This is a genomic window from Paenibacillus residui, from assembly GCF_042677205.1.
GTDB classification, from domain to species: Bacteria; Bacillota; Bacilli; order Paenibacillales; family NBRC-103111; genus Paenibacillus_L; species Paenibacillus_L residui.
In genome coordinates this window covers 169474-189360 of record NZ_JBHTIU010000012.1, presented here as the reverse complement: position 1 = coordinate 189360, position 19887 = coordinate 169474, and the positions used below count along the sequence as shown (strand labels likewise).

15 protein-coding genes are annotated in these 19887 nt (G+C 50.7%); 11 read left to right on the top strand and 4 right to left on the bottom strand.

Annotated elements, in window-relative coordinates:
* Positions 1–355: zinc ribbon domain-containing protein (locus tag ACFQ03_RS04850; protein WP_379286446.1), on the top strand; the 355-nt coding region annotated here is incomplete at its 5' end.
* A 224-nt stretch (positions 356–579) separates the two neighbouring features.
* Here ACFQ03_RS04850 and ACFQ03_RS04845 read toward each other — a convergent pair.
* Positions 580–1179 carry a nitroreductase family protein gene (locus ACFQ03_RS04845; RefSeq protein WP_150960314.1) on the bottom strand — a complete coding sequence of 200 codons (600 nt, stop codon included), beginning with the start codon at positions 1177–1179 and terminating at the stop codon, positions 580–582.
* Between the two features lie 1554 nt (positions 1180–2733).
* Here ACFQ03_RS04845 and ACFQ03_RS04840 point away from each other — a divergent pair.
* Complete coding sequence (locus tag ACFQ03_RS04840; protein WP_379286444.1) at positions 2734–3774, top strand: S-layer homology domain-containing protein; 1041 nt, start codon at positions 2734–2736, stop codon at positions 3772–3774.
* Between the two features lie 84 nt (positions 3775–3858).
* The gene (locus ACFQ03_RS04835; RefSeq protein ID WP_379286442.1) at positions 3859–4053 is read left to right on the top strand and encodes a hypothetical protein; all 195 of its coding nucleotides are present in this window, start codon (positions 3859–3861) and stop codon (positions 4051–4053) included.
* A gap of 384 nt (positions 4054–4437) precedes the next feature.
* Here ACFQ03_RS04835 and ACFQ03_RS04830 read toward each other — a convergent pair whose 3' ends face one another.
* A complete protein-coding gene (locus tag ACFQ03_RS04830) occupies positions 4438–6246 on the bottom strand; it encodes an ABC transporter ATP-binding protein (RefSeq protein ID WP_379286440.1) in 1809 nt (602 codons plus the stop codon).
* A gap of 17 nt (positions 6247–6263) precedes the next feature.
* Positions 6264–8048, bottom strand: a complete 1785-nt coding sequence (locus tag ACFQ03_RS04825; protein WP_379286439.1) for an ABC transporter ATP-binding protein — start codon at positions 8046–8048, stop codon at positions 6264–6266.
* A gap of 378 nt (positions 8049–8426) precedes the next feature.
* On the opposite strand from ACFQ03_RS04825, the gene ACFQ03_RS04820 reads away from it, so the two are divergent.
* From ACFQ03_RS04820 to ACFQ03_RS04785, 8 genes are all read left to right on the top strand, one after another.
* Complete coding sequence (locus tag ACFQ03_RS04820) at positions 8427–10712, top strand: DEAD/DEAH box helicase (protein ID WP_379286437.1); 2286 nt, start codon at positions 8427–8429, stop codon at positions 10710–10712.
* Complete coding sequence (locus ACFQ03_RS04815; RefSeq protein ID WP_144941327.1) at positions 10709–12073, top strand: ribonuclease H-like domain-containing protein; 1365 nt, start codon at positions 10709–10711, stop codon at positions 12071–12073. Before ACFQ03_RS04820 ends, ACFQ03_RS04815 begins: the two co-directional genes overlap by 4 nt.
* 69 nt (positions 12074–12142) lie before the next feature.
* Entirely contained in the window at positions 12143–12952 is an 810-nt protein-coding gene (locus tag ACFQ03_RS04810) for an Fpg/Nei family DNA glycosylase (protein WP_144941325.1), read from the top strand.
* Between the two features lie 29 nt (positions 12953–12981).
* Entirely contained in the window at positions 12982–13836 is an 855-nt protein-coding gene (locus ACFQ03_RS04805) for a deoxyribonuclease IV (protein ID WP_379286434.1), read from the top strand.
* 67 nt (positions 13837–13903) lie between these two features.
* Positions 13904–14686: an ABC transporter ATP-binding protein gene (locus ACFQ03_RS04800; RefSeq protein ID WP_379286432.1), complete on the top strand. Its 783-nt coding sequence runs from the start codon at positions 13904–13906 to the stop codon at positions 14684–14686.
* A gap of 447 nt (positions 14687–15133) precedes the next feature.
* Positions 15134–16096 (top strand): ABC transporter permease, encoded by a 963-nt coding sequence (locus ACFQ03_RS04795; protein ID WP_379286430.1) that lies wholly within the window; start codon positions 15134–15136, stop codon positions 16094–16096.
* A 3-nt stretch (positions 16097–16099) separates the two neighbouring features.
* Positions 16100–16981 carry a carbohydrate ABC transporter permease gene (locus tag ACFQ03_RS04790; RefSeq protein ID WP_144941317.1) on the top strand — a complete coding sequence of 294 codons (882 nt, stop codon included), beginning with the start codon at positions 16100–16102 and terminating at the stop codon, positions 16979–16981.
* Positions 16982–17021: 40 nt separating this feature from the next.
* Positions 17022–18545, top strand: a complete 1524-nt coding sequence (locus ACFQ03_RS04785; protein WP_379286427.1) for an extracellular solute-binding protein — start codon at positions 17022–17024, stop codon at positions 18543–18545.
* 51 nt (positions 18546–18596) lie between these two features.
* On the opposite strand, the gene ACFQ03_RS04780 is transcribed toward ACFQ03_RS04785, so the two are convergent.
* Positions 18597–19886: a helix-turn-helix transcriptional regulator gene (locus ACFQ03_RS04780; RefSeq protein WP_379286425.1), complete on the bottom strand. Its 1290-nt coding sequence runs from the start codon at positions 19884–19886 to the stop codon at positions 18597–18599.
* Between the last annotated feature and the right edge of the window lies 1 nt (position 19887).

Here is a 19887-nt window from a genome sequence, read left to right as displayed (position 1 = left end):
TCATCTTGGCGATATCGAAGGCGTGCAGCGGAATACGCGTAAGAACAAACGCGTGAGCCGAAAGCAGGCGCAGAAGCTATCAAATTGGTCCATGGGCAAGGTGAAGCAGTATTTGACGTATAAATTGGAACGAGAAGGGATCGCACTCCATCTCGTCGATGAAACGTATACAAGTCAGACATGTCCTGTCTGCAGGAAGCGCAATAAACGAACATCCAGGAACTATCGCTGTGCGTGCGGGTATAGAGAGCATCGGGATCTGCACGGGGCCAGGAATATCCTCAGCAAAGCGTTATTCAGCGAGTTCGTGCATTTTGATGTAGAAAGCAAGATGAAGTATCTACGGATTGCTTAGGCAAGAAGTAGTAGACGGGCTGTTCCGCCCCCGATGTCTACAAGAGACATCGGTTGCTTACTAAGACAACTTCACAGATACCCCGTACTTGGATATGGAGTAGATGGGGCAAATCCCTATCTACAATAGGTACATGAAGTTGCCCGTGGTAAGAAGCCCCGACTTCAACTCGCGATAGCGAGTAAGTGGGGGAGGTTCACAGATATGGGCGAATTACGCCAAGTTTATGGCTGTGGAAACCGGCCTTCAAAAACGATTTCCGACAACGGCTTCCGCGTATTTGGAATTTCCCGGGACCGGTTTCTTTCCGATAACTGGTTTTCGTCGCCACGATAGCCTAAGGCAATGACAATCTGGGGCTCGTACTCTTCCGGTACTTGCAGAGCGGATTGGGCGGCAGCCCGGTCGAAGCCTCCCATTGCATGAGTGGAGAGACCTCTCCGGGTGGCTTCCAGCGCCAGATAGCCCCATGCCGTTCCGGCATCCAATGCATGAGATGGGCTGGCTTTGCCGGCTTCATTGACTTTTCTGGAAAGCAGCAGCAGAAGCACCGGGGCTTCCTTGCACCATTCTTGGTTAAACGGGCTGATAAACTGAAGGAACGTTTCACGCTGTTCCGGTGTTTTGGCTATAATAAACCTCCATGGCTGTTCATTGCTTCCCGAAGGGGCCCAGTGGGCTGCCTCCAGCACCCCGTATAAATCTTCATCCTTCACCGCCTTGCTGGAAAATGCACGGGTAGACCACCGGTTTAAGAAAATAGGGTCGATTCCGTATTCCGATTTTCGTGCAGCCGCTACTTCCGGCAGCAGGTTGTCCATCATATGTATTCCTCCTACAGCTGATTTTCATCTAATAACGCTTCTATTTTACCACATTAGCAATAAGATTCTATTTCTTGATCCATGTTCACGCTTTTGTGGCAGAGCATGAAAAGTCCTTTTAAGAGTCACTTTCCTTCAGAACGGAATGGACGCCTATATTAGTCATCAAAAAGCTTTTTCATTTGATTGAAGCCCCATGCGGTCTTTTCGGGTGATCCCTATTGTGCGAACGCTATTTAACTACAATGGATCGGCTCCCGAAGTCACACTTCCGCTCTAACAACAGGCCATACTTTCTTCATTTCCCGGGAAAGCGCAGAATATGATAGCTCTCGTGAAAAATCAACAAGATGCACTGGAAGATCGGGCAGAAAAAGTGCCGGGATTTGGCGCGTGTTGTCGAATGGAGTGAAGAAATGAAAAGGGAGAGAATACCGTACCCGTCATTCTCTGTCATAATGCGCCGGGAGAGTTCGAAAGGTACCACGTTTCGCTATGATGTACACATCAACGCGAGTAATATACCTAAACGAGACGCCGCGAATTTGGTTTTGGAGGCAATAGTTTTAGGACTGGCTAAATTTTCACAATATTTTTTGAAATTTTACGTGATATTTAGTTCTTTAATTTTGTCAAATAAATAAGACTAGATTTGCGATTTAATACAAAATCATCCGAAAAGAATGATTGACGTAAAATTTTATGGCAAGTATTGACAATTTGATGAATTGGTTTACTATATAAATATAGTAAATATATACATAAAAGTCCATATTGTAATTGTGATGTTTGACTCGATATTCAATTATAGTTCTACACAAAGACAAAGTGTAGCCAGTTAAGGAGTTTTGCTATCTATCGTTAGAATCCGAATATTTTGGCGGTGCAGATGTAGGGGCTTTTTATTTACGGGGGGAATGGCGCCTTGCAATAAACGGACTGCAAGGAAAAAATCAGTATTGGATTTCCTCTCAGGACCCAATCCCATCTGGTACTCTTTATTTTAATTACAGTGTTTCTGCAGATAACCAGCTTCAAATTATTGCTTATGATTCAAATTATAACTATATAACATCCATCTCCTATTGGTTCCCGGATATCTACTTAAAACAAGACGGAAGCAATGTCGAAATGGCTACCGGATTCTCAATGGCATATAGAGATGTTCATTCTATATCTGATGGTTCATATCTATTAAATGGACATATTTATGACGCATATGTTTACAGCCCAACTAGTTACACACTAATGAACAGTTCTGTAGTAGTTCATGCAAATAAGAAGGGTACACCGGATGAACAAAGGAAGGTCAGCGTCAATACGATTCGGCCGTACTATGATTATTACGTTAACATAGACTTACGCCCTTAACTATTTGTAGAGTCTGACCGAAAGCACTTGCCATTTGACAGTTTATTAATCAAACTGGAATGCATTTTCTAAAAGAACGATGCACTTTCGATTATTCGAGGGTGCATCGTACTGATTTCTTGCAACAAAATGAATTAGTTGTTCGTCTAAATATTTAAGAAAAATACAAGGGAGGGATTTCGAATGGTATATGTTCGACATCGTCAAATGTTTGTAACTGGTATTATCTTAATTGTTCTAATTGCGATAATACCAGTTAGTATTAAGGCTCAAGACAATGAATTGTTTCAGGACGTTAATGAAGAGCATTGGGGATATGAATCGATCCTTTGGGCCAAAGATCAAGGAATCGTCGATGGATATCCGGATGGAACATTCAAACCAGATGCACCCGTTGGACAGACTGAATTTCTGGCTATGCTCATTCGTGCTTATAACCCAAAAGATTTCTTGAATCAGCAAGGCGACGACGATTGGAGAACTCCGTACAAACAGTATGCTTTTAAAATGGGCTGGGGCGGAAGCTACATCGTTCCTCCATCAAGTAAATTGTCCTCTTCTAATGATCCGGAAATTAATATACCTCGGATGTATGTTGCAAAATTGATTACAAATGTAAATGGGAGATCTTATAGTTTTAAGGATTCCATCCGGTTTTTACTCGATAGCGGTATTTCGGAGGGGAAGACTGACAACAGTGTTGAAGGGTTTCAAGGGTATGATTTATTGACAAGGGCGGAAGCGGTAAAGTTTATTCGACATGTAAAAACAAAGCTGGACTACTTATATCCAAGTCCGGCGTTGCTTGATCATCCGTACGATCCCAATACTTTAAAGCTTAGTCCGTTTGAAGCGGCTCCTTTGGATATCAATCACCATCCAGATGAACAAATGGCCGATTTTACCCAATTGGATCTTGAACATCCTTCCAGCGGCTATACTTTGACTCATAAACCGTCTTATACGGTGACAGGAACGGTTCGCAAGGCAATCGGGGACGATCTTGCAATAGAAGTAGAGCGCTGGGACTCGGGTGCTTTCGTTCCGGTTTCGAGCTTGCGGGCATCGATGAAGGATGGAAAAGTAAATCAAACTATCGAACTTCCGACATTGGGGATCTATCGAATTTCTCTCTACTCCCAGCAAGTGAAATCCGAACAGGAAATAGCGCTGACAAGTTTCTATATTGAGTACAGGGAAGAGCCTGATCAAGGGGCACGATAAACTTGGCCATTTTGGATGCGGACGGTGGAATAAAATGTTAAAATGGGTTTATGATATTTTCTGATCGATAGCGGGGGGATAACAATGAGGATGGTTAGAAGCTTCGCCCTGGTCGTTATTCATTTGATTGGGGAGCTTTGGATCGGGCTGGGCCGAAACCCTGATTTTTATGATCGGCATACGTCTACCAGAACCAGAAGCGGATACGCGGTGTTCGTTGCACTTGTGGCCATTCTGGCGGTGGGGATTGTCACATGGGGATATATGAGATTGCGTTGACCCATGAAAATGTCAAAGATGGTTAGGGTTGCTATCAATTCTAATGATTGGCCGTGAACGGCAGGGGGCTAACTGGATTTTGTCCAGTTAATTTCAAGCGAATGGCAAAAATGGTTGAAGTAACTGGAAAAACTGCATTTAGAATGGAGGGTTTTTGCTGATATCGCCCTTTTAGCGGAAAATAGATGGACTTTTTCCACTTAGTTATCGTTTTTTCGCCCTCAAGGAGCAAACTAACTGGATGAAATCCATTTATCCCCCGACGTGTGCTCAACTCTAGCAATAAACAAAGAGAACCCGATCCTAACCGATCAGGTTCTCTTATTTATGGTATGGCATACGGATGAACGACTTCTGCGTCTATCCAGAGGGATTGCGGGCCACTTAGGTTCCGCTCGCCTTCTTGGCAAGGCTCTGCTGCATCAGGAACTGATTGTAGTACAGGTTGGCGTAGATGCCTCCGTGTGCAAGCAGCTCTTCATGCGAACCGCTCTCGGCAATTTGCCCTTGCTCGATCACCAGGATGACGTCCGCATCGCGTATGGTTGACAGCCGGTGAGCGATAATGAAAGCCGTTCGGCCTTCCAGCAGAACATTTAACGCCTCTTGAATGTGCTGCTCGGTTTCCGTATCCACGCTGGAGGTTGCCTCATCCAGGATCAGGATTTTCGGATCCGCCAGCAAAACTCTTCCGAATGCAAGGAGCTGCCGTTGGCCTACCGATAGCATCGAGCCTCTTTCCTCCACCTGCGTTTGATAGCCGTCGGGAAATTTCTCCACCAGCCGGTCGATGCGGACGCTTCGGGCCGCCCTCTCGATTTCCTCCATCGTGGCGTCCTTCTTCCCATAGCGCAGGTTTTCTTCAATCGTACCGGAGAAGATGAACGAATCCTGAAGAACGATTCCAATCTGGCTGCGCAGAGAGGCCAGAGAGACCTCCTTGATATCGTGGCCGTCTATAAGAACCCTGCCGGAGGTCGGATCATAAAATCGCATCAGCATGTTGATGATCGTGCTTTTGCCCGCACCGGTAGGGCCGACAATGGCGATCCGCTGTCCCGCCTTGATATCCAACTGAATACTTCGCAGCACTTCCGGCTTATCCGGCGCATATCGGAAAGATACCTGATCGAATACGACCGAGCCGCGAATAGGGGGGAGCGGTCTGGCGCCGGGCATGTCTCTCACTTCCGGCTTGGTGTCGAGAATTTCGAAGATTCGGTCTGCGGAAGCCATGGCCGACAGCAATTGGCTGTATACTTTGGACAAAGAGCTTAACGGTCCCCAGAACCTCCACAAGTAGTTGATGAAGGCAACGATAAATCCGACGCTCAAGTCTCCATTAATCACTCGCATGGCGCCGTACCAGACAACAAGGCATGTGCCGATCATCCCGATCAGCTCGACCAGCGGCCAGACGAATGATTCCAGGGAAATGGCCTTCATGAAGGCCTTGCGGTTTCTGGAATTTATTTCGTGGAAACGGCGGTCATTCTCTTCCTGCCTGGAGAAGGCCTGAATGACACGGATGCCTTGGATCGTCTCGTTTACATTGCCGTTGATCGCCGAAATCGTATGTCTGGAACGAAGCCACGCCGATTCAATCTTCGGGCGGAAACGGGATACGATCAGATAGAGAAACGGAAGGACCGTGAAAGCCATCAAGGCCAGCTTCCAATCCCAGTACAGCAGGATGACCACGATTCCGATCAGGTGCGTGGCTTCCATCAGCAGCGTAATCAATCCGCCGTTGATCAGCTCTCCGATTGCGTTGGTGTCGTTAGTGATTCTGGACATGATTTTGCCGGCCGGCCTCCCGTCGAAGAAGCGGAAGGAGAGCGATTGCAGGTGATTGAACAGCTCCTGCCGCAGCGCAAACAGAATGCGCTGGCCGGTAAAGTTAACGAGCCGAATCTGCAGGGTGCTGAGCAGCCAGCCGCCCAGCCGGAGTCCAAGCAAGGCTATTCCGGCTATATGAATGGCCCACAGATTGCGGGCGACCATTCCTTCGTCAATGGCGTAACGGATCAGGATCGGCTCCGCCAGGCTGAGCAGCATATTCACGACAACGATAACGGAGACGAAGGTCATCGTTCGGCGATGCGGCTTCAAATAGCCGAACATACGGCGCATATATTCTTTGTTAAAAGGCTTCTCCCTTTCTTCTTCGGCCTCCCATTCATGTTGGCTCATTCACTGTCACCATCCTTTCAACCGCTAACCGGCAGCTTGAACGACTGAAGTTCTGAAGAATGACCGGCCTCCATCTGTAAACGGAAGAGCTTACGGAAGAAGCCGTCACTTTCCAGCAAATCTTTATGGGTGCCTTGCTCGACGATTCTGCATTCATCCAGCACGAGAATCCAGTCGGCGCGCTGAATGGACGAGAGCCTCTGGGCGACGATGAAGGTGGTCCGGCCCTCCATCACTTCGTCGAGCGCTTCGTGTATGGCCGATTCGGTCGCCGTATCGACACTTGCCGTCGCCTCGTCGAGAATGAGGATCGGCGGGTCCATTAACAAGGTTCTGGCCAAGGCCACCCTCTGGCGCTGCCCTCCGGATAAGCCTACTCCCCGTTCGCCGATCAGAGTATCGTAACCGTTCGGCATCGTAGTTATAAAATCGTGAATTTGGGCTTTGCGGGCCGCCCATTCGATTTGTTCCTGGCTGATTCCGATTTGACCGAATGCGATATTATCCCGAATAGTTGCCGAGAACAGGAAGGTTTCCTGGGGGACAATACCAATTTTCGTCCGCAGTTCCTGCAGGTTGTACTCCCGGACATCTCTGTCGTCCAGAAGCACCTGTCCGGAGGAAGTGTCGTAGAATCGGGCCATCAATTGGATCAGGCTGCTCTTGCCGGACCCGGTCGGACCGAGAATGGCAATCGCTTGCCCGGGACGAGCGCTGAAGCTCAACTGCTTCAGTACAGGCTGCGTCTTATCTTTATCGCTTCCCGGAAAGCGGAAAGTGACCTCCCGGAAATCGACATATCCCTGAAGCGCCTTGGCGCTGATCCCGCCTTCGGAAGGCGAATCTATGTCCACGGGAGTATCGAGGATTTCAAATACTCTCGGGGCCGCCTTAATCGCTTGCTGCATAATATTGACGAGCCACCCAAGCATGTTCAAGGGCCATATAATTCCCCAGGCATACCACTGGAAGGCGGTCAGCTCGCCGATCGTCATTTCTCCCTTATATACGTAAATTCCGCCCACCCAAATCATCAGGAGGAAAATAACGCCACCATAGAAGTTCATTAAAGGAAAAGAGCGCGACTCGATTTTCGCCCGGTTCATGTTGGAGTCGAAATTGGTTTCATTCCGGTCGCTGAATTTCGATTTTTCCAGCTTCTCCTGGGCGAAAGCTTTGACCACCCGTATTCCGGATATATTCTCCTGCAGTGTCGTGGTCAGCCTGCCCATTTGCTCGCGAATATCACTCCAGGCCGGCCCCACCTTGCGGTTGAACTGCCAGAGGGCGAGAGCAAGAAGCGGGATCGTAGCCATGCTGATGAGGGTCACCTTCCACTGAATGAGCAGCATGACCACAATGGTCCCGACGAAGGTGATGGCTCCGGTAACGATTTGCATGGCGCCGAAGCCGACGAAATTTTTGACCGCCTCGATATCCCCGGTCATCCGCGACATGATTTGCCCGGTCTGCGCTTTATCGTAATAACCGAAGGACAGCCTCTGAAGATGATGGTACAGCTGCTTGCGGAGATCGAAAATGACGTTCTGTCCGACCTTCTCCTGGGAGTAGCCCTGAACGTACATCGCTGCGCTTTTGACCAGTTGACCGAAGGCAAGCAGGAGTGAATAGAGGATGATGGCCTGCATATTCCCTTCGGAAATGCCCACGTCTATCGTTTTCATAAGCAGCCAGGGGGAGAGCAGGTCAAACCCGATTCCGAAGATCATGGTCAAAGTGGCTGCCGTCACCCATCCCTTGTAAGGAAAAATGTACTTGAACAGCCTTAGAAAAACACGCAACGAGACCCCTCCTGTTCCATTATTTAATCCCATTAACTATTTCCCTGCATGAACAAAAAGACCAAAGCCCCATCCGCGACCGTGGTCTTAAGATTGGAAAATATATCCTGATCTTAGCACCGCTTTGGACGATTCGGCAATAGGGAAATACGGTTATAGCTATTTTTTCGGCCAGCCATTGTCACGCGAACGTATATTCTGTAAAATAGAGTTTAGACACTAGAGGGATCGGATGCAATAAAACATTAAGCACTGAACTCGCTACGCAAAGAAGAGCATCGGGAAATCAGCCGGGGATTGTGCTCCGCCTGATTGGATTCCGCCTATAGACGCGGGTCTTGGCCCGATAAGGGATAACAGGATAAAGGAGAAACGAACATGAATCCGTTGACCGGCAAGCTATCCTCCATGACAGAGATGATCGAGTGGTTTCGGCAGAGCCCGGAAATCATGGAGCAAGTCACCCATTGGCATACGATACCGCCGAGGGAGGCGAAGTATGCCCCGTTTCCGGAAGACCTCCGACCGGACATTCAGGATGCACTGAGAGACAGGGGCATCTCCAGGCTGTACAGCCATCAGGCGGCATCCTTCGAGGCCGTTCGCGCAGGCAAGCATACCGTAACGGTGACGCCCACCGCATCGGGCAAGACATTGTGCTATAATTTGCCGGTTCTCCAGCAGATTCTGGAGGACGACAGCTCCCGTGCGCTGTATTTGTTTCCGACGAAGGCGCTTGCCCAGGACCAGGTGGCCGAGCTGAAAGAGCTTGTCGATGCGATGGATGCGGACATCAAGACCCATACCTATGACGGAGACACGCCTCCGAATGTCAGACAGGCGATCCGCAATGCCGGTCATATCGTGGTGACGAATCCGGATATGCTGCATTCGGCCATTCTGCCCCATCATACGAAGTGGGTTAAGCTGTTCGAGAATATCCGCTATATTGTCATCGATGAAGTGCATTCCTATCGGGGAGTGTTCGGAAGTCATGTCGCGAACGTGATCCGGCGGCTGAAGCGAATTTGCCGGTTTTACGGCTCTTCGCCCCAGTTTTTGTGCGCATCCGCGACAATCGACAATCCGAAGGAGCATGCCGAGAGACTGATCGGGGAACCGGTCGAGCTGATTGATAACAACGGGGCTCCGGCAGGGGAGAAGCATTTCGTCTTCTATAATCCCCCCGTCGTGAACCGGCAGCTCGGCATCCGCCGAAGCAGCGTGCTGGAGACGAGGAAGATCGCGGGACATCTGCTTAACAACGGAATTCAGACGATAGTTTTTGCCAGAAGCCGGGTCAGGGTCGAAATTCTGCTCACCTATTTGCAGGATACGATCCGCCACGAGCTGGGAGCGAAATCGATTCGCGGCTACCGAGGAGGCTATTTGCCGAAGCTGCGCCGGGAAATCGAGAGAGGGCTCAGAAGCGGGGAAATCCGCGGGGTCGTCAGCACGAATGCGCTTGAGCTCGGCATTGACATCGGCCAGCTGCAGGCTTGCGTATTGAACGGTTATCCGGGAACGATTGCCAGCACGTGGCAGCAGTCCGGCCGGGCGGGACGGCGGCAGGAGAGCTCGCTCACCGTTATGGTGGCGAGCAGCAACCCGCTCGACCAGTATGTGATTCAGAATCCGGCCTACTTCTTTGAGAAGCCGCCCGAGAGGGCGCTGATCCATCCGGACAATTTGATCATTCTGGTCGATCATATCAAATGCGCCGCCTACGAGCTTCCCTTCGAAGAGGGAGAGATGTTCGGAGAGGAATCGCTCGCCGACATCCTGGATTTTCTGACCGAGGAGAAGATTTTGCACCGGGTAAGGGACCGCTGGTATTGGATGGAGCAGTCCTTTCCCGCGCATGACATCTCGCTGCGATCCGCCGCACAGGAAAACTTCATCATCATCGACACCACCTCCGGGAGCCGGGTGATCGGGGAAGTCGACCGCTTCAGCGCCCCGACCTTAATTCATGAGGAGGCCATTTATATTCATGAAGGGGTGCAGTATCAGGTCGAGAAGCTGGATTGGGAAGAGAAGAAAGCTTATGTCCGCGAGGTGAATGTCGATTATTTCACGGATGCTTCGCTGGCTGTCCAGCTTAAGGTTCTTCATGTCCACAAGGAGGAGTCTCTGCCTGGAATTTCGCGGCAGTTCGGGGAAGTGACCGTCAACGCCAAGCCTACTATTTTCAAGAAAATCAAACTGCGCACGCATGAAAATATCGGCTCCGGACCCATTCACTTGCCGGAAGAAGAGATGCACACGAGCTCGTATTGGTTTACGATCAGTGACGAGCTGGCGGCCACGATGTCGGTTAACGATATCCAGTATGCGCTGCTCGGGTTGTCGAATGTGCTTGTTCATATTGCCCCACTGCATCTGATGTGCGATCCGCTGGATATTCGTGTCGTGCCGCAGGTGAAGGCGGTACATAATCATAAGCCGACCATCTTCTTCTATGACCGGTATCCCGGAGGAGTCGGCTTAAGCGAACGCCTATATGAAGTGCATGGCGAACTGCTGCGGCAGGCAGCGGATTTGATCGGCCGCTGTACCTGTCTGAGCGGCTGTCCTTCCTGTGTCGGACCGATAGAGGAGGTCGGCCTGACCGGCAAAGCTTTGGCCATGGAATTGCTGGCGGGGATGGTGAACGGCGGATGAGCATGCTGAGAGAACGGCTGAATCGTCTGAAGAAGAAGGATTCGACCGGGTCCCTCCCAACAGAGACAGCGTCAGAAATGGGGCCTCCCGACGGTAAGGAAAGCCAGGCCGATCCGTCCGGGCATTCCACTATGCTGCCGCAGGAGGAAGAGAAGGGGCCGTCCGCTGAAGGCTGGGAACGGATGGGAGTGCAGTACGAAAGCAACGAATGGGGCTCCTTCCTGATCCGGAAGCGGACTTACCCGGCCGATTACCTGCATGGCAGGTATCCGATAGGAGATCTGTACCGCGTCTGTCCCTCCCTGTCGGCAATGGCCGGCACGGAAGGGGGGCAGGAGCTTCATCCGGAGGAATTGCTGTTTTTCGATACCGAGACGACCGGACTGGGGATTGGCGCCGGCAACGTGCCGTTTATGCTCGGGATGGGTTATTACCGTTCCGGCGCCTTCGTTGTCGAGCAGATGCTTATCCGCAATCCGGCCGAGGAAGTGGCGATGCTCGCCTATTTCAACCGGCTGCTGCTCCGCTTCTCCTGCCTTGTTACATTTAACGGCCGCACCTTCGATTGGCCGATCGTTAGGAACCGGTTCGTCCTTAACCGGATGGAGCTGGAGCGCGAGCCATCGGTGCAGTTGGATTTTCTGTATGCATCACGAAGCCTTTGGCGGAACACTCTGCCGGCCTGCCGACTGGGAATCGTGGAGGAGAGCCGGCTTGGACATACCCGCGTGGACGATGTTCCCGGGTCCCTTGCCCCGACTCTATATTTCCGTTATTTGTCGGAAGGAGATCCCGCCGTTCTGGCGGGGGTCCTGGATCATAATGAGCAGGATGTGCTGTCGCTGGCCGGTTTGGCTATCCATTTCGGGAGGGCGCTGCGCGGAGAGCTCGAGCTGACCGGGATGGAGGCGGAGGAGCTGTACCGGCTGGGCAAATGGCTGGACAGATTAGGATGTGCAGAGCAGGCCGCCCATGCGTTCGAACGGCTGCTCCAATGCAGCTCCCGCGAGGCGGACGAATTTCGTCTGGAGCTTGCTGCTTTATATAAGAAGAAAGGAGATTACGACTCCGCCTTGGCCCTATGGAAGGGACTGGCTGCGGGGGCGGCCTCAACCGGCCTGACAGCGATAGAGCCGTTCATCGAGCTTGCGAAGTATTATGAGCATAAGGTGAAAGATTATGGCACGGCACTCGCTTATGCGGAAGAGGCCTATCAAATCGCCTGGAGAAGAGAAACGCTTGTGCGGCGTCATCAGAAGCGGCAGCCCGTTTTGGAAGACATCCGCAAGAGGATCGAAAGGCTTAAGCTCAAGGAGCTTAACTATGCACTGGCGGAGCTGTATAACGAGGAAATGGGCTAAGACCACGTTTATTCTCGGGAAAAAGGGGGACATACCTGAATAGAAGAAATGACGAAGGGGGAGTCCCGGATGCCCGAATTGCCGGAAATGGAAACCTATCGCAACCTGTTAACGGAGCTTGTAGCGGGAAGACGGATAACCGACGCCAGGGTAAATCGGCCGAAGTCGATCAATATCCCGCCGGATCCGTTCCGCAAGGAGCTGGTTGGCCGGACGGTTACGGAGGTGCACCGGCGAGCCAAATATTTGATCTTCCGTCTCGACTCGGGATATAACCTGCTCCTTCATTTAATGCTGGGAGGATGGATGCATTTCGGATCCGAGGAGGATAAGCCGGATCGAAACACACAGGTGGAGATAGATTTTGGCCCCAAGACCCTGTATTTCATCGGGTTAAGGCTCGGCTTCCTGCATTTACTGTCAGATGAAGCGTTGGCCGAAGAGTTAAGGGAGCTGGGCCCCGAGCCGTTGGATGCCCGTTATACCGAGCAGGAATTCCGGGAGCGGCTCGCAGGCAAGAAAGGTGCGTTAAAGCCGCTGTTAACCGACCAGCACTGGGTAGCCGGAATCGGAAATTGTTATTCTGACGAGATTTGCTTTGACGCCGGTCTGCTGCCTACCCGTAAATGCGGGGAGCTTGAGGCCAATGCCGCTAGAGCGCTGTACCGATCGATCGCCAATGTGCTTCAGCGGGCCATCCTTAAGGGCGGATATATGGAGAATCCGTTATATAACGGAGACCGGTTGACCGGGGGTTACAACGATGCCTGCCTCGTCTATGATCGCGGAGGCGAGGCTTGCTTTCGCTGCGGCCACCCGATTGTCTTCGAACGGATCTGGTCGCGGAAGGTGTTTTATTGCTCTCACTGCCAGAGGTAATCCCTATCTTCATGGAAGGAGGCTTCTCCATGCGATTAGGCAGTCATATCAGCATACGGCATGGATACCTGCAGGCGGCCAAAACAGCGACAGCGATCGGTGCCGGCTGCTTTCAATATTTCCCGAAAAATCCGAGAGGACTGACCCTTAAATCGTTCGACGCGGGGGACGGTGCGGCCTGCGCTGATTATTGCCGGGAGAAGGATCTTCTGTCGGTCGGGCATTCGCCGTATCCAAGCAATCTGGCCGCAGAACCTTCGAAGCTGCGTGATGCGATTGTCGCCTCGCTGATCAACGATCTGGAAATTGCGGAATGCTGCGGCTCGGAAGGGATTGTCGTCCATTTCGGCAAATCGAAAAGCAAGGATCCTCTGGAAGGCTACCGCTATATCATTGATACCTTAAACGCCATTCTTTCCGGCTGGAAAGGCAGGGCCAAGCTGCTGATCGAAAATCAGGCCGGAGAAGGAACGGCGATGGGAACCACCTTCGAAGAGCTCGTCCAAATCCGCAGCCTGACGGATTATCCGGACAAGATCGGTTTCTGCCTGGATACTTGTCATGCTTATGCCAGCGGGCTATGGAACGGGAAGAATTGGCCGGAGCTTGTCGAGAGGGCCGGGGAGCTCGGTTATTTCGATCATCTGGTGGTCGTCCATCTCAATGATTCCGTTTATCCGAGCGGAGCGAGGAAGGATCGGCATGCCAATTTTGGCAAGGGCAGGATTGGTGAAGAAGCCATGCTGGAATTTTTAATGTCTCCCCCTATCCGCAGGGTCCCGGTCATTCTGGAGACTGCTGCAGGTCCCGATCATACCCATAAGGGGGAAATCCGTTATATTCTCGATAAAGCGGCGGGATTCCGTTCTGCGGTATGGTCATAAATCGATTTCCAAGTTACAATAGGAGAGAGCAAGTACGGAATACATAGACAAGTTGGTGAACGGATTCATGATTGACTTGAAATCGATTTATTTTAAGAGAGAAGAGAGACGAATTCTTAACGACGTTAATCTTTCCATCCGCAAGGGGGAGCACTGGGTTCTGCTGGGCAGGAACGGCTCCGGAAAGACGACTATTCTGGAGATGATCAACGGTTACCATTTCCCTAGTAAGGGAACGGTTGAAGTACTCGGTCATCGGTACGGTCAATGTGATGTGCGGGAGGTCCGCAAGCAAATTGGCTATATCAGCCAATCGCTGTTTGAGAAGCTGACTCCGGGAGACCCGGTATGGGAAGCGGTTGCCGCCGCGAATTACGGCTTTTTGCGATTTTATGAAGAGATCCCGCAAGAGGCCATAGACAAGGCCCGCATCATGATTGATAAGGTAGGATTGGGCTATGTGGCTGATCAGCCGCTGGGTACCTTGTCTCAGGGAGAGCGGAAGAAGATTTTGCTGGCGCGAGCCCTAATGACGGACCCGACCATTCTGGTAATGGACGAGCCTTGCTCCGGGCTGGATTTATATGAGAGGGAGAAGATGCTTCAGTCGATCGACGATCTTCGAGACTCGGGCATCACCATCTTATATGTCACCCATCATATTGAAGAAATTATGCCGATCTTTACTCATATTGCACTTATACACGAAGGCAGAATCGTGGCTGCCGGTCCCAAGAATGAAGTGCTGACGGAAGAGCATCTGCTCCAGGTTTATGACGTGCCCGTCTCGTTGGAGTGGAGCGGAAACCGTCCGTGGATCAAAGTGGCGGCTAATCCCATTGGATCTTAACTCTCATCGCCAAACAGCCTGATCGGATATAAGCATTCGAAACCAGCTATCCTCTGGAGATGGCTGGTTTTTCTTGTTACAGAACTCCCTGGAGCAGGCTTTTTCAAAATATAAGAAAGTATAAGTTTTCATCTATACCTGTTCTCATATTTCATCGGTAAACGCGCACGTCCTAAGGACGGCGATAGCCGTTTATCCTTGCTTCTTTTTACCGCCGTGCAAAAAATGACGATCCCCGGAAATTCGCCTGCAAAAATCCGTCATTGCTTGAAATGGGCGGTTCCGATACTTTATTAAACAGCGGTGACTTCGGCAGGCCGCATTCAAATGGTCTTGAAAATTTCAGCAGGCCAAGGTAAGCATCACTGGCAGCTCACCAAAGCTTGCGACCAATCTTCACCGGAGACAACGATGGCTCAAACTAACCGAAAAAGAGAGGGATGAATCATGCATGCAGAAGCTTCTTCAGAATTAGCCGCCAAGCGGAAAAAGCCCTCGTCCCCAAAACGCAGGCTGTGGCTGGATCTTAAGAGGGACAAATACTTATATTTGATAGCGCTTCCCGGATTGCTTTATTTTCTTGTTTTCAAATATTTGCCTATAGGCGGATTGCTGGTGGCGTTTCAAAACTATTCGCCTTATTTCGGAATCTGGAAGAGCGAGTGGGTTGGGCTGGAGCATTTTCAGCGTTTTTTTTCCAATGAAGATTTCTATTTGTTATTTCGCAATACGATGGCGATCAATTTATTGAATCTTACTTTCTTCTTTCCCTTTCCGATTATTTTATCGCTGCTGCTTAATGAATTGAGGAGTGTGCTTTACAAACGGCTTGTCCAGACGATCATTTATATCCCTCATTTTTTGTCGTGGGTCATTATTGCGGGGCTCACCTTCCTGATGCTTTCCGAGTCGGAAGGGCTGATTAATAAGCTGATGGCGGCGATGGGGATGAAGACGGTAAGCTTTCTGACCGAGCCGAATTATTTCTGGACCATGCTCACCGCGCAATCCATGTGGAAGGAAGCCGGGTGGGGGACGATCATCTTCCTGGCGGCTATCGCCGGTGTCGATCCCCAGCTATACGAAGCGGCCGTAATGGACGGGGCCAACCGTTTTCGCCAGATGTGGCATATTACGCTGCCGGCGATTCGCAATGTGGTAGTCATCCTGTTTATCCTCAGGCTCGGCTCGATTATGGATACCGGCTTCGAGCAGGTCTATCTGATGATGAACGGGGCCGTTTCCCATGTGGCGGACGTCTTCGATACTTACGTATACCGAACAGGGATCAAGCAGGGAGAATTCAGCTACAGCACGGCCATCGGCCTATTTAAATCGGTGGTCGGCGTCATTCTCGTCGTCCTTGCCAACAAAATGGCCAAGCGGTTCGGCGAAGAGGGGGTATTCTGATCTATGGGGAATAGAAGCTTGGGGAGCCGGATCTTCGACATCTGCAACATTTTGTTCTTGCTGCTGATCAGTTTGGCCTGCCTTTTTCCGATTTATTATACGTTCGTCCTTTCTTTCACCGATCCGGTCGAATATTATCAGAAACCGCTCATTTTATTTCCGACGAAGTGGACCTTAAGCGCTTACCAATATTTGTTGTCCACGGATACCATGATTAACGCGATCGGCGTGAGCACCTTCCTGGCAACGGTTGGAACCGTGCTGAGCCTAGTTGTCAGCTCCGGGTTGGCGTATGCGATTTCCCGCAAAAGATTGCGTTTCCGAAGAGTGTTCATGTTCGCTATCCTGTTCACGATTTTGTTTCAGCCCGGATTGATTCCGCAATATTTGATCGTCCGGCAGCTGGGATTGATCGACAGCCTCTGGTCCCTTATTATTCCGTCTTTGACCGGAGGATGGTTCGTGCTGCTGATGAAAGGCTTCTTCGACAGCATCCCCGATAGCCTGGAGGACGCCGCCCGAATAGATGGAGCCAATGAAATTGGAGTTTGGCTGAGGATCATTCTCCCGTTATCCGTTCCGGCTCTGGTCGCTTTCGGACTGTTCTTCGCCGTCGGCTACTGGAACACTTTTTTCAACGCAATCATGTTTATCAATGACCATAAGAAATGGCCGCTTCAGGTGCTCCTGCAAAATATGCTGGTCGATCCGACATCTTCGGTCAATGCAGGCTCCGCCATGGATTTCCGTTCGAATCGGCAGATGCCGACCGAAACGCTGAAGATGGCTTCCGTCGTCATCGCGACTTTACCTATTATGCTGGTGTATCCATTCCTGCAGAAGCACTTTGCCAAAGGAGCCATGGTGGGCTCCGTCAAGGAATGAGAACATACAAAGTTAAAATCAAAAAGGGAGGTATTGTGATATGAATAAAAAATCGATAGCATTGCCGTTCTCGGTGCTTCTGTCTTCGTCACTTGTATTATCTGCCTGCGGGGGAAGCACGAGCTCCGGAGGTGGACAGCCGACCGATAAAGACCAGGCGCCGGTAGAGCTTACGTTGAACACCCTCAGCTACGGAACGCAATTTCCTGACGATAATAATCCGGTGGTCAAGGAATTTGAGAAGCGGACGAATACCAAGCTGAAGATTGACTGGGTTCCTGTTACCACTTCAGAGGACAAGTTCAAAGTGCTGTATGCCTCCGGAAATCTTCCGGACGTCACTTTCGTGGAGGACTTGAATGATTCCCAAATCCGGGGGCTGATCAAGCAGGGCGTCTTCTGGGACTTGACCCCATATATTAAAGATTATCCGAATTTGATGAACCCGAATTTGGCGGAAATGTGGGAGATCGCTAAAATTGAAGGCAAAAATTATTCGATTCCCCGCTATTATCCGACTCACGGAGGCGGAGTGTTTCCGATGCTGCGCAAGGATTGGCTGGATAAGCTGGGAATGGAGGTTCCGGAAACGCTGGATGAATTTTACGAAGCTCTGAAGGCATTTAAAGAGAAGGATCCGGACGGCAACGGGGTAGACGATACGATCGGTTATTCCGCCGGTCTCGCCTATATGGGATTCATTTATAACGTATTCAACGATACCCAGGGAGCCTGGAAGCTTAGAGACGGCAAGCTGTATCCGATCATTACCGAGGATGCATCGAGAGACGCTCTGCTGTGGCTCAAGAAAGCTTACGAGGACGGTCTGTTCCCGCCTGATTTCGCGATTTTGAAATTTTCACAGATTAACGATATTCTTCACAGCGGAAAAGCGGGCGGCGGAGGCTACGCCATGAACAACTCGTTGACCCGTACCCAGGAAATCCGCAAGATCGATCCCGAGGCGAATTTGATTCCGCTGGCTTATTTAAAAGGGCCGGAAGGCAATGAATATGTCCCGTCTGGCGCTCCCTTCTACGGACATTTCCTCGTGCCTAAGAAAGTGCCGGAAGAGAAGCTGAAGGCCATATTGGGGTTCATGGATTTCGGATACAGCCAGGAAGGCTCGGATTTGGCCACCTACGGTATCCCCGATGTACATTACAAGATGGAGAACGGCCAACGAATCCCGACCGAGCAAGCCAAGAAAGATCTGGTGGCGGATGCGATGCACTATTTCTTCCATCCGCTCGGCGATGAAATCGTCTTGGGAGATCCTTCGACAACTACCCCGGAAATATTCGAACGGAATGTTCAGATTCTGGAAGAGAGGAAGAAAGTGAAGGTGGATTATCCGTCCCTGGGCCTGGTATCCGATGCGAATACGAAATTAATGCCGGATATCAAGCAGAAGGTGGACGACATGAGAACGAAAGTCGTCCTGGGACAGGTCACGATTGAAGCCTATGATGAATTCATCGAGAAGCTAAAGCAGGATGCCGATCTGCAGAAGATCGTGAAAGAGATGAACGAAGCTTATCAGCAAAAGCTGGCCAGCCAGTAATGAAAGAGAGGCCGGGCTTTCCAATCGGGAAGGCCGGGCCTTTTGCTTTGTCTATGAAATAGGACAGACACTAGGAGGAATGCCGTTTGCGGAATTGGCCGGCGTCATTCCTTCACCTTTCTTGAACAGGCGGATCAGGTGGGAAGGCTGGTACCGCAGCATTTCCGCGATATCGTTTATTTTCAGATCGGTCTTAAGGAGCAGCTCCTTGCATTTATCTATTCTCAGCCTCGTAACGTAATCGACGTAATTTTCTCCGGTGATTTGCTTGAAGGCCCGGCTTAATTTATACGGGCTCATTTGCATTTGTTCCGCATACCCCTCCAGGGAGATATCTGACTGAACCTCCTCCCGGATTCGTAGAAGCAGTTGATCGATGGCGGCTTTCAGTTCCGGGTCGCAGGACGGAGACAGAGATTGAATAAAAGGGGCCACCAGCTTGTTTCGGAACCAGTCAAGCATTTCCCCGGGCTCTCTGATCGCTTGCAGCTGCTCATACAAATCTTCACCTTGATACAGGATATACGGATTTGCTCCGGACTTAAGGACAGCGTCCCACATGCTTCCTAACAGCTTCATCATGCCTTGATGGACGATGAGCTCGGTGCTGGATTCTTTCTGCAGGGCCTGCATAAACCGGGAAATCCGCTCAAGCGTCTCTTCTTCCATTCCGATGCTGAAGGCGTGGACGATCTCCCTCTCCAATTCAAAAGGAAAACGGACCGGCTGATGTCCGGCCAAGAGGAAATCATCCATATCGATCAGCTGGTTGCAAGGATCGATTTCCCGGTAACGAAGGGCCTGCCGCGTTTGTGCGGCCAACTCGGGAAGCTCCCCGATATGGCGGGACGTTCTGCTGATTACAATCGTCACATTCATCCGGAGGACCTTATTCAAGGCGGAGATGAAGTCGTTGGCCAATTTGGTCAGCTTTTCCTTGATTTCAATGGGATCTGTCGAACCGTCGACGATCAGGAACAGACCGATGGACAAATCTTGAAAGTTAATGACATGAAACAGTTCCCGGGAGGAGGAGCATAATTCCTCGATAATATTCGCTGCAGCGAAGGAAATTAGCTGCTTGTCCTTCTCGGAGGCCGCATCATAGCTGGACATTCCGGAGAGCTGTACAGCGACGTAAGCGAATTGTTTGTTCTCGGTGTCCCAATCCAGCTCTTTCATTTTGCCGGCCAATTCCTTGTCGCTTAAGTAGTATAAGTGGCCTTCCAGAAGCTGCAGCATAAACCCTTCCCTCAGACTGGGTATGGACTGCTTGACCTTGCGGTAAAGCTGCTCGCTCTGTTCCAGCTGCCGCTGCCATTGCCGTTCGATGTAGGCCAAT

What these genes read in the sequence shown, in the direction of transcription:
- ACFQ03_RS04795 (WP_379286430.1), top strand. Translation starts at nt 15,134, where the DNA reads ATGCATGCAGAAGCTTCTTCAGAATTAGCCGCCAAGCGGAAAAAGCCC.
- ACFQ03_RS04835 (WP_379286442.1), top strand. Translation starts at nt 3,859, where the DNA reads ATGAGGATGGTTAGAAGCTTCGCCCTGGTCGTTATTCATTTGATTGGG.
- ACFQ03_RS04790 (WP_144941317.1), top strand. Translation starts at nt 16,100, where the DNA reads ATGGGGAATAGAAGCTTGGGGAGCCGGATCTTCGACATCTGCAACATT.
- ACFQ03_RS04800 (WP_379286432.1), top strand. Translation starts at nt 13,904, where the DNA reads ATGATTGACTTGAAATCGATTTATTTTAAGAGAGAAGAGAGACGAATT.
- ACFQ03_RS04805 (WP_379286434.1), top strand. Translation starts at nt 12,982, where the DNA reads ATGCGATTAGGCAGTCATATCAGCATACGGCATGGATACCTGCAGGCG.
- ACFQ03_RS04785 (WP_379286427.1), top strand. Translation starts at nt 17,022, where the DNA reads ATGAATAAAAAATCGATAGCATTGCCGTTCTCGGTGCTTCTGTCTTCG.
- ACFQ03_RS04820 (WP_379286437.1), top strand. Translation starts at nt 8,427, where the DNA reads ATGAATCCGTTGACCGGCAAGCTATCCTCCATGACAGAGATGATCGAG.
- ACFQ03_RS04830 (WP_379286440.1), bottom strand. Translation starts at nt 6,246, where the DNA reads ATGAGCCAACATGAATGGGAGGCCGAAGAAGAAAGGGAGAAGCCTTTT.
- ACFQ03_RS04815 (WP_144941327.1), top strand. Translation starts at nt 10,709, where the DNA reads ATGAGCATGCTGAGAGAACGGCTGAATCGTCTGAAGAAGAAGGATTCG.
- ACFQ03_RS04845 (WP_150960314.1), bottom strand. Translation starts at nt 1,179, where the DNA reads ATGATGGACAACCTGCTGCCGGAAGTAGCGGCTGCACGAAAATCGGAA.
- ACFQ03_RS04810 (WP_144941325.1), top strand. Translation starts at nt 12,143, where the DNA reads ATGCCCGAATTGCCGGAAATGGAAACCTATCGCAACCTGTTAACGGAG.
- ACFQ03_RS04840 (WP_379286444.1), top strand. Translation starts at nt 2,734, where the DNA reads ATGGTATATGTTCGACATCGTCAAATGTTTGTAACTGGTATTATCTTA.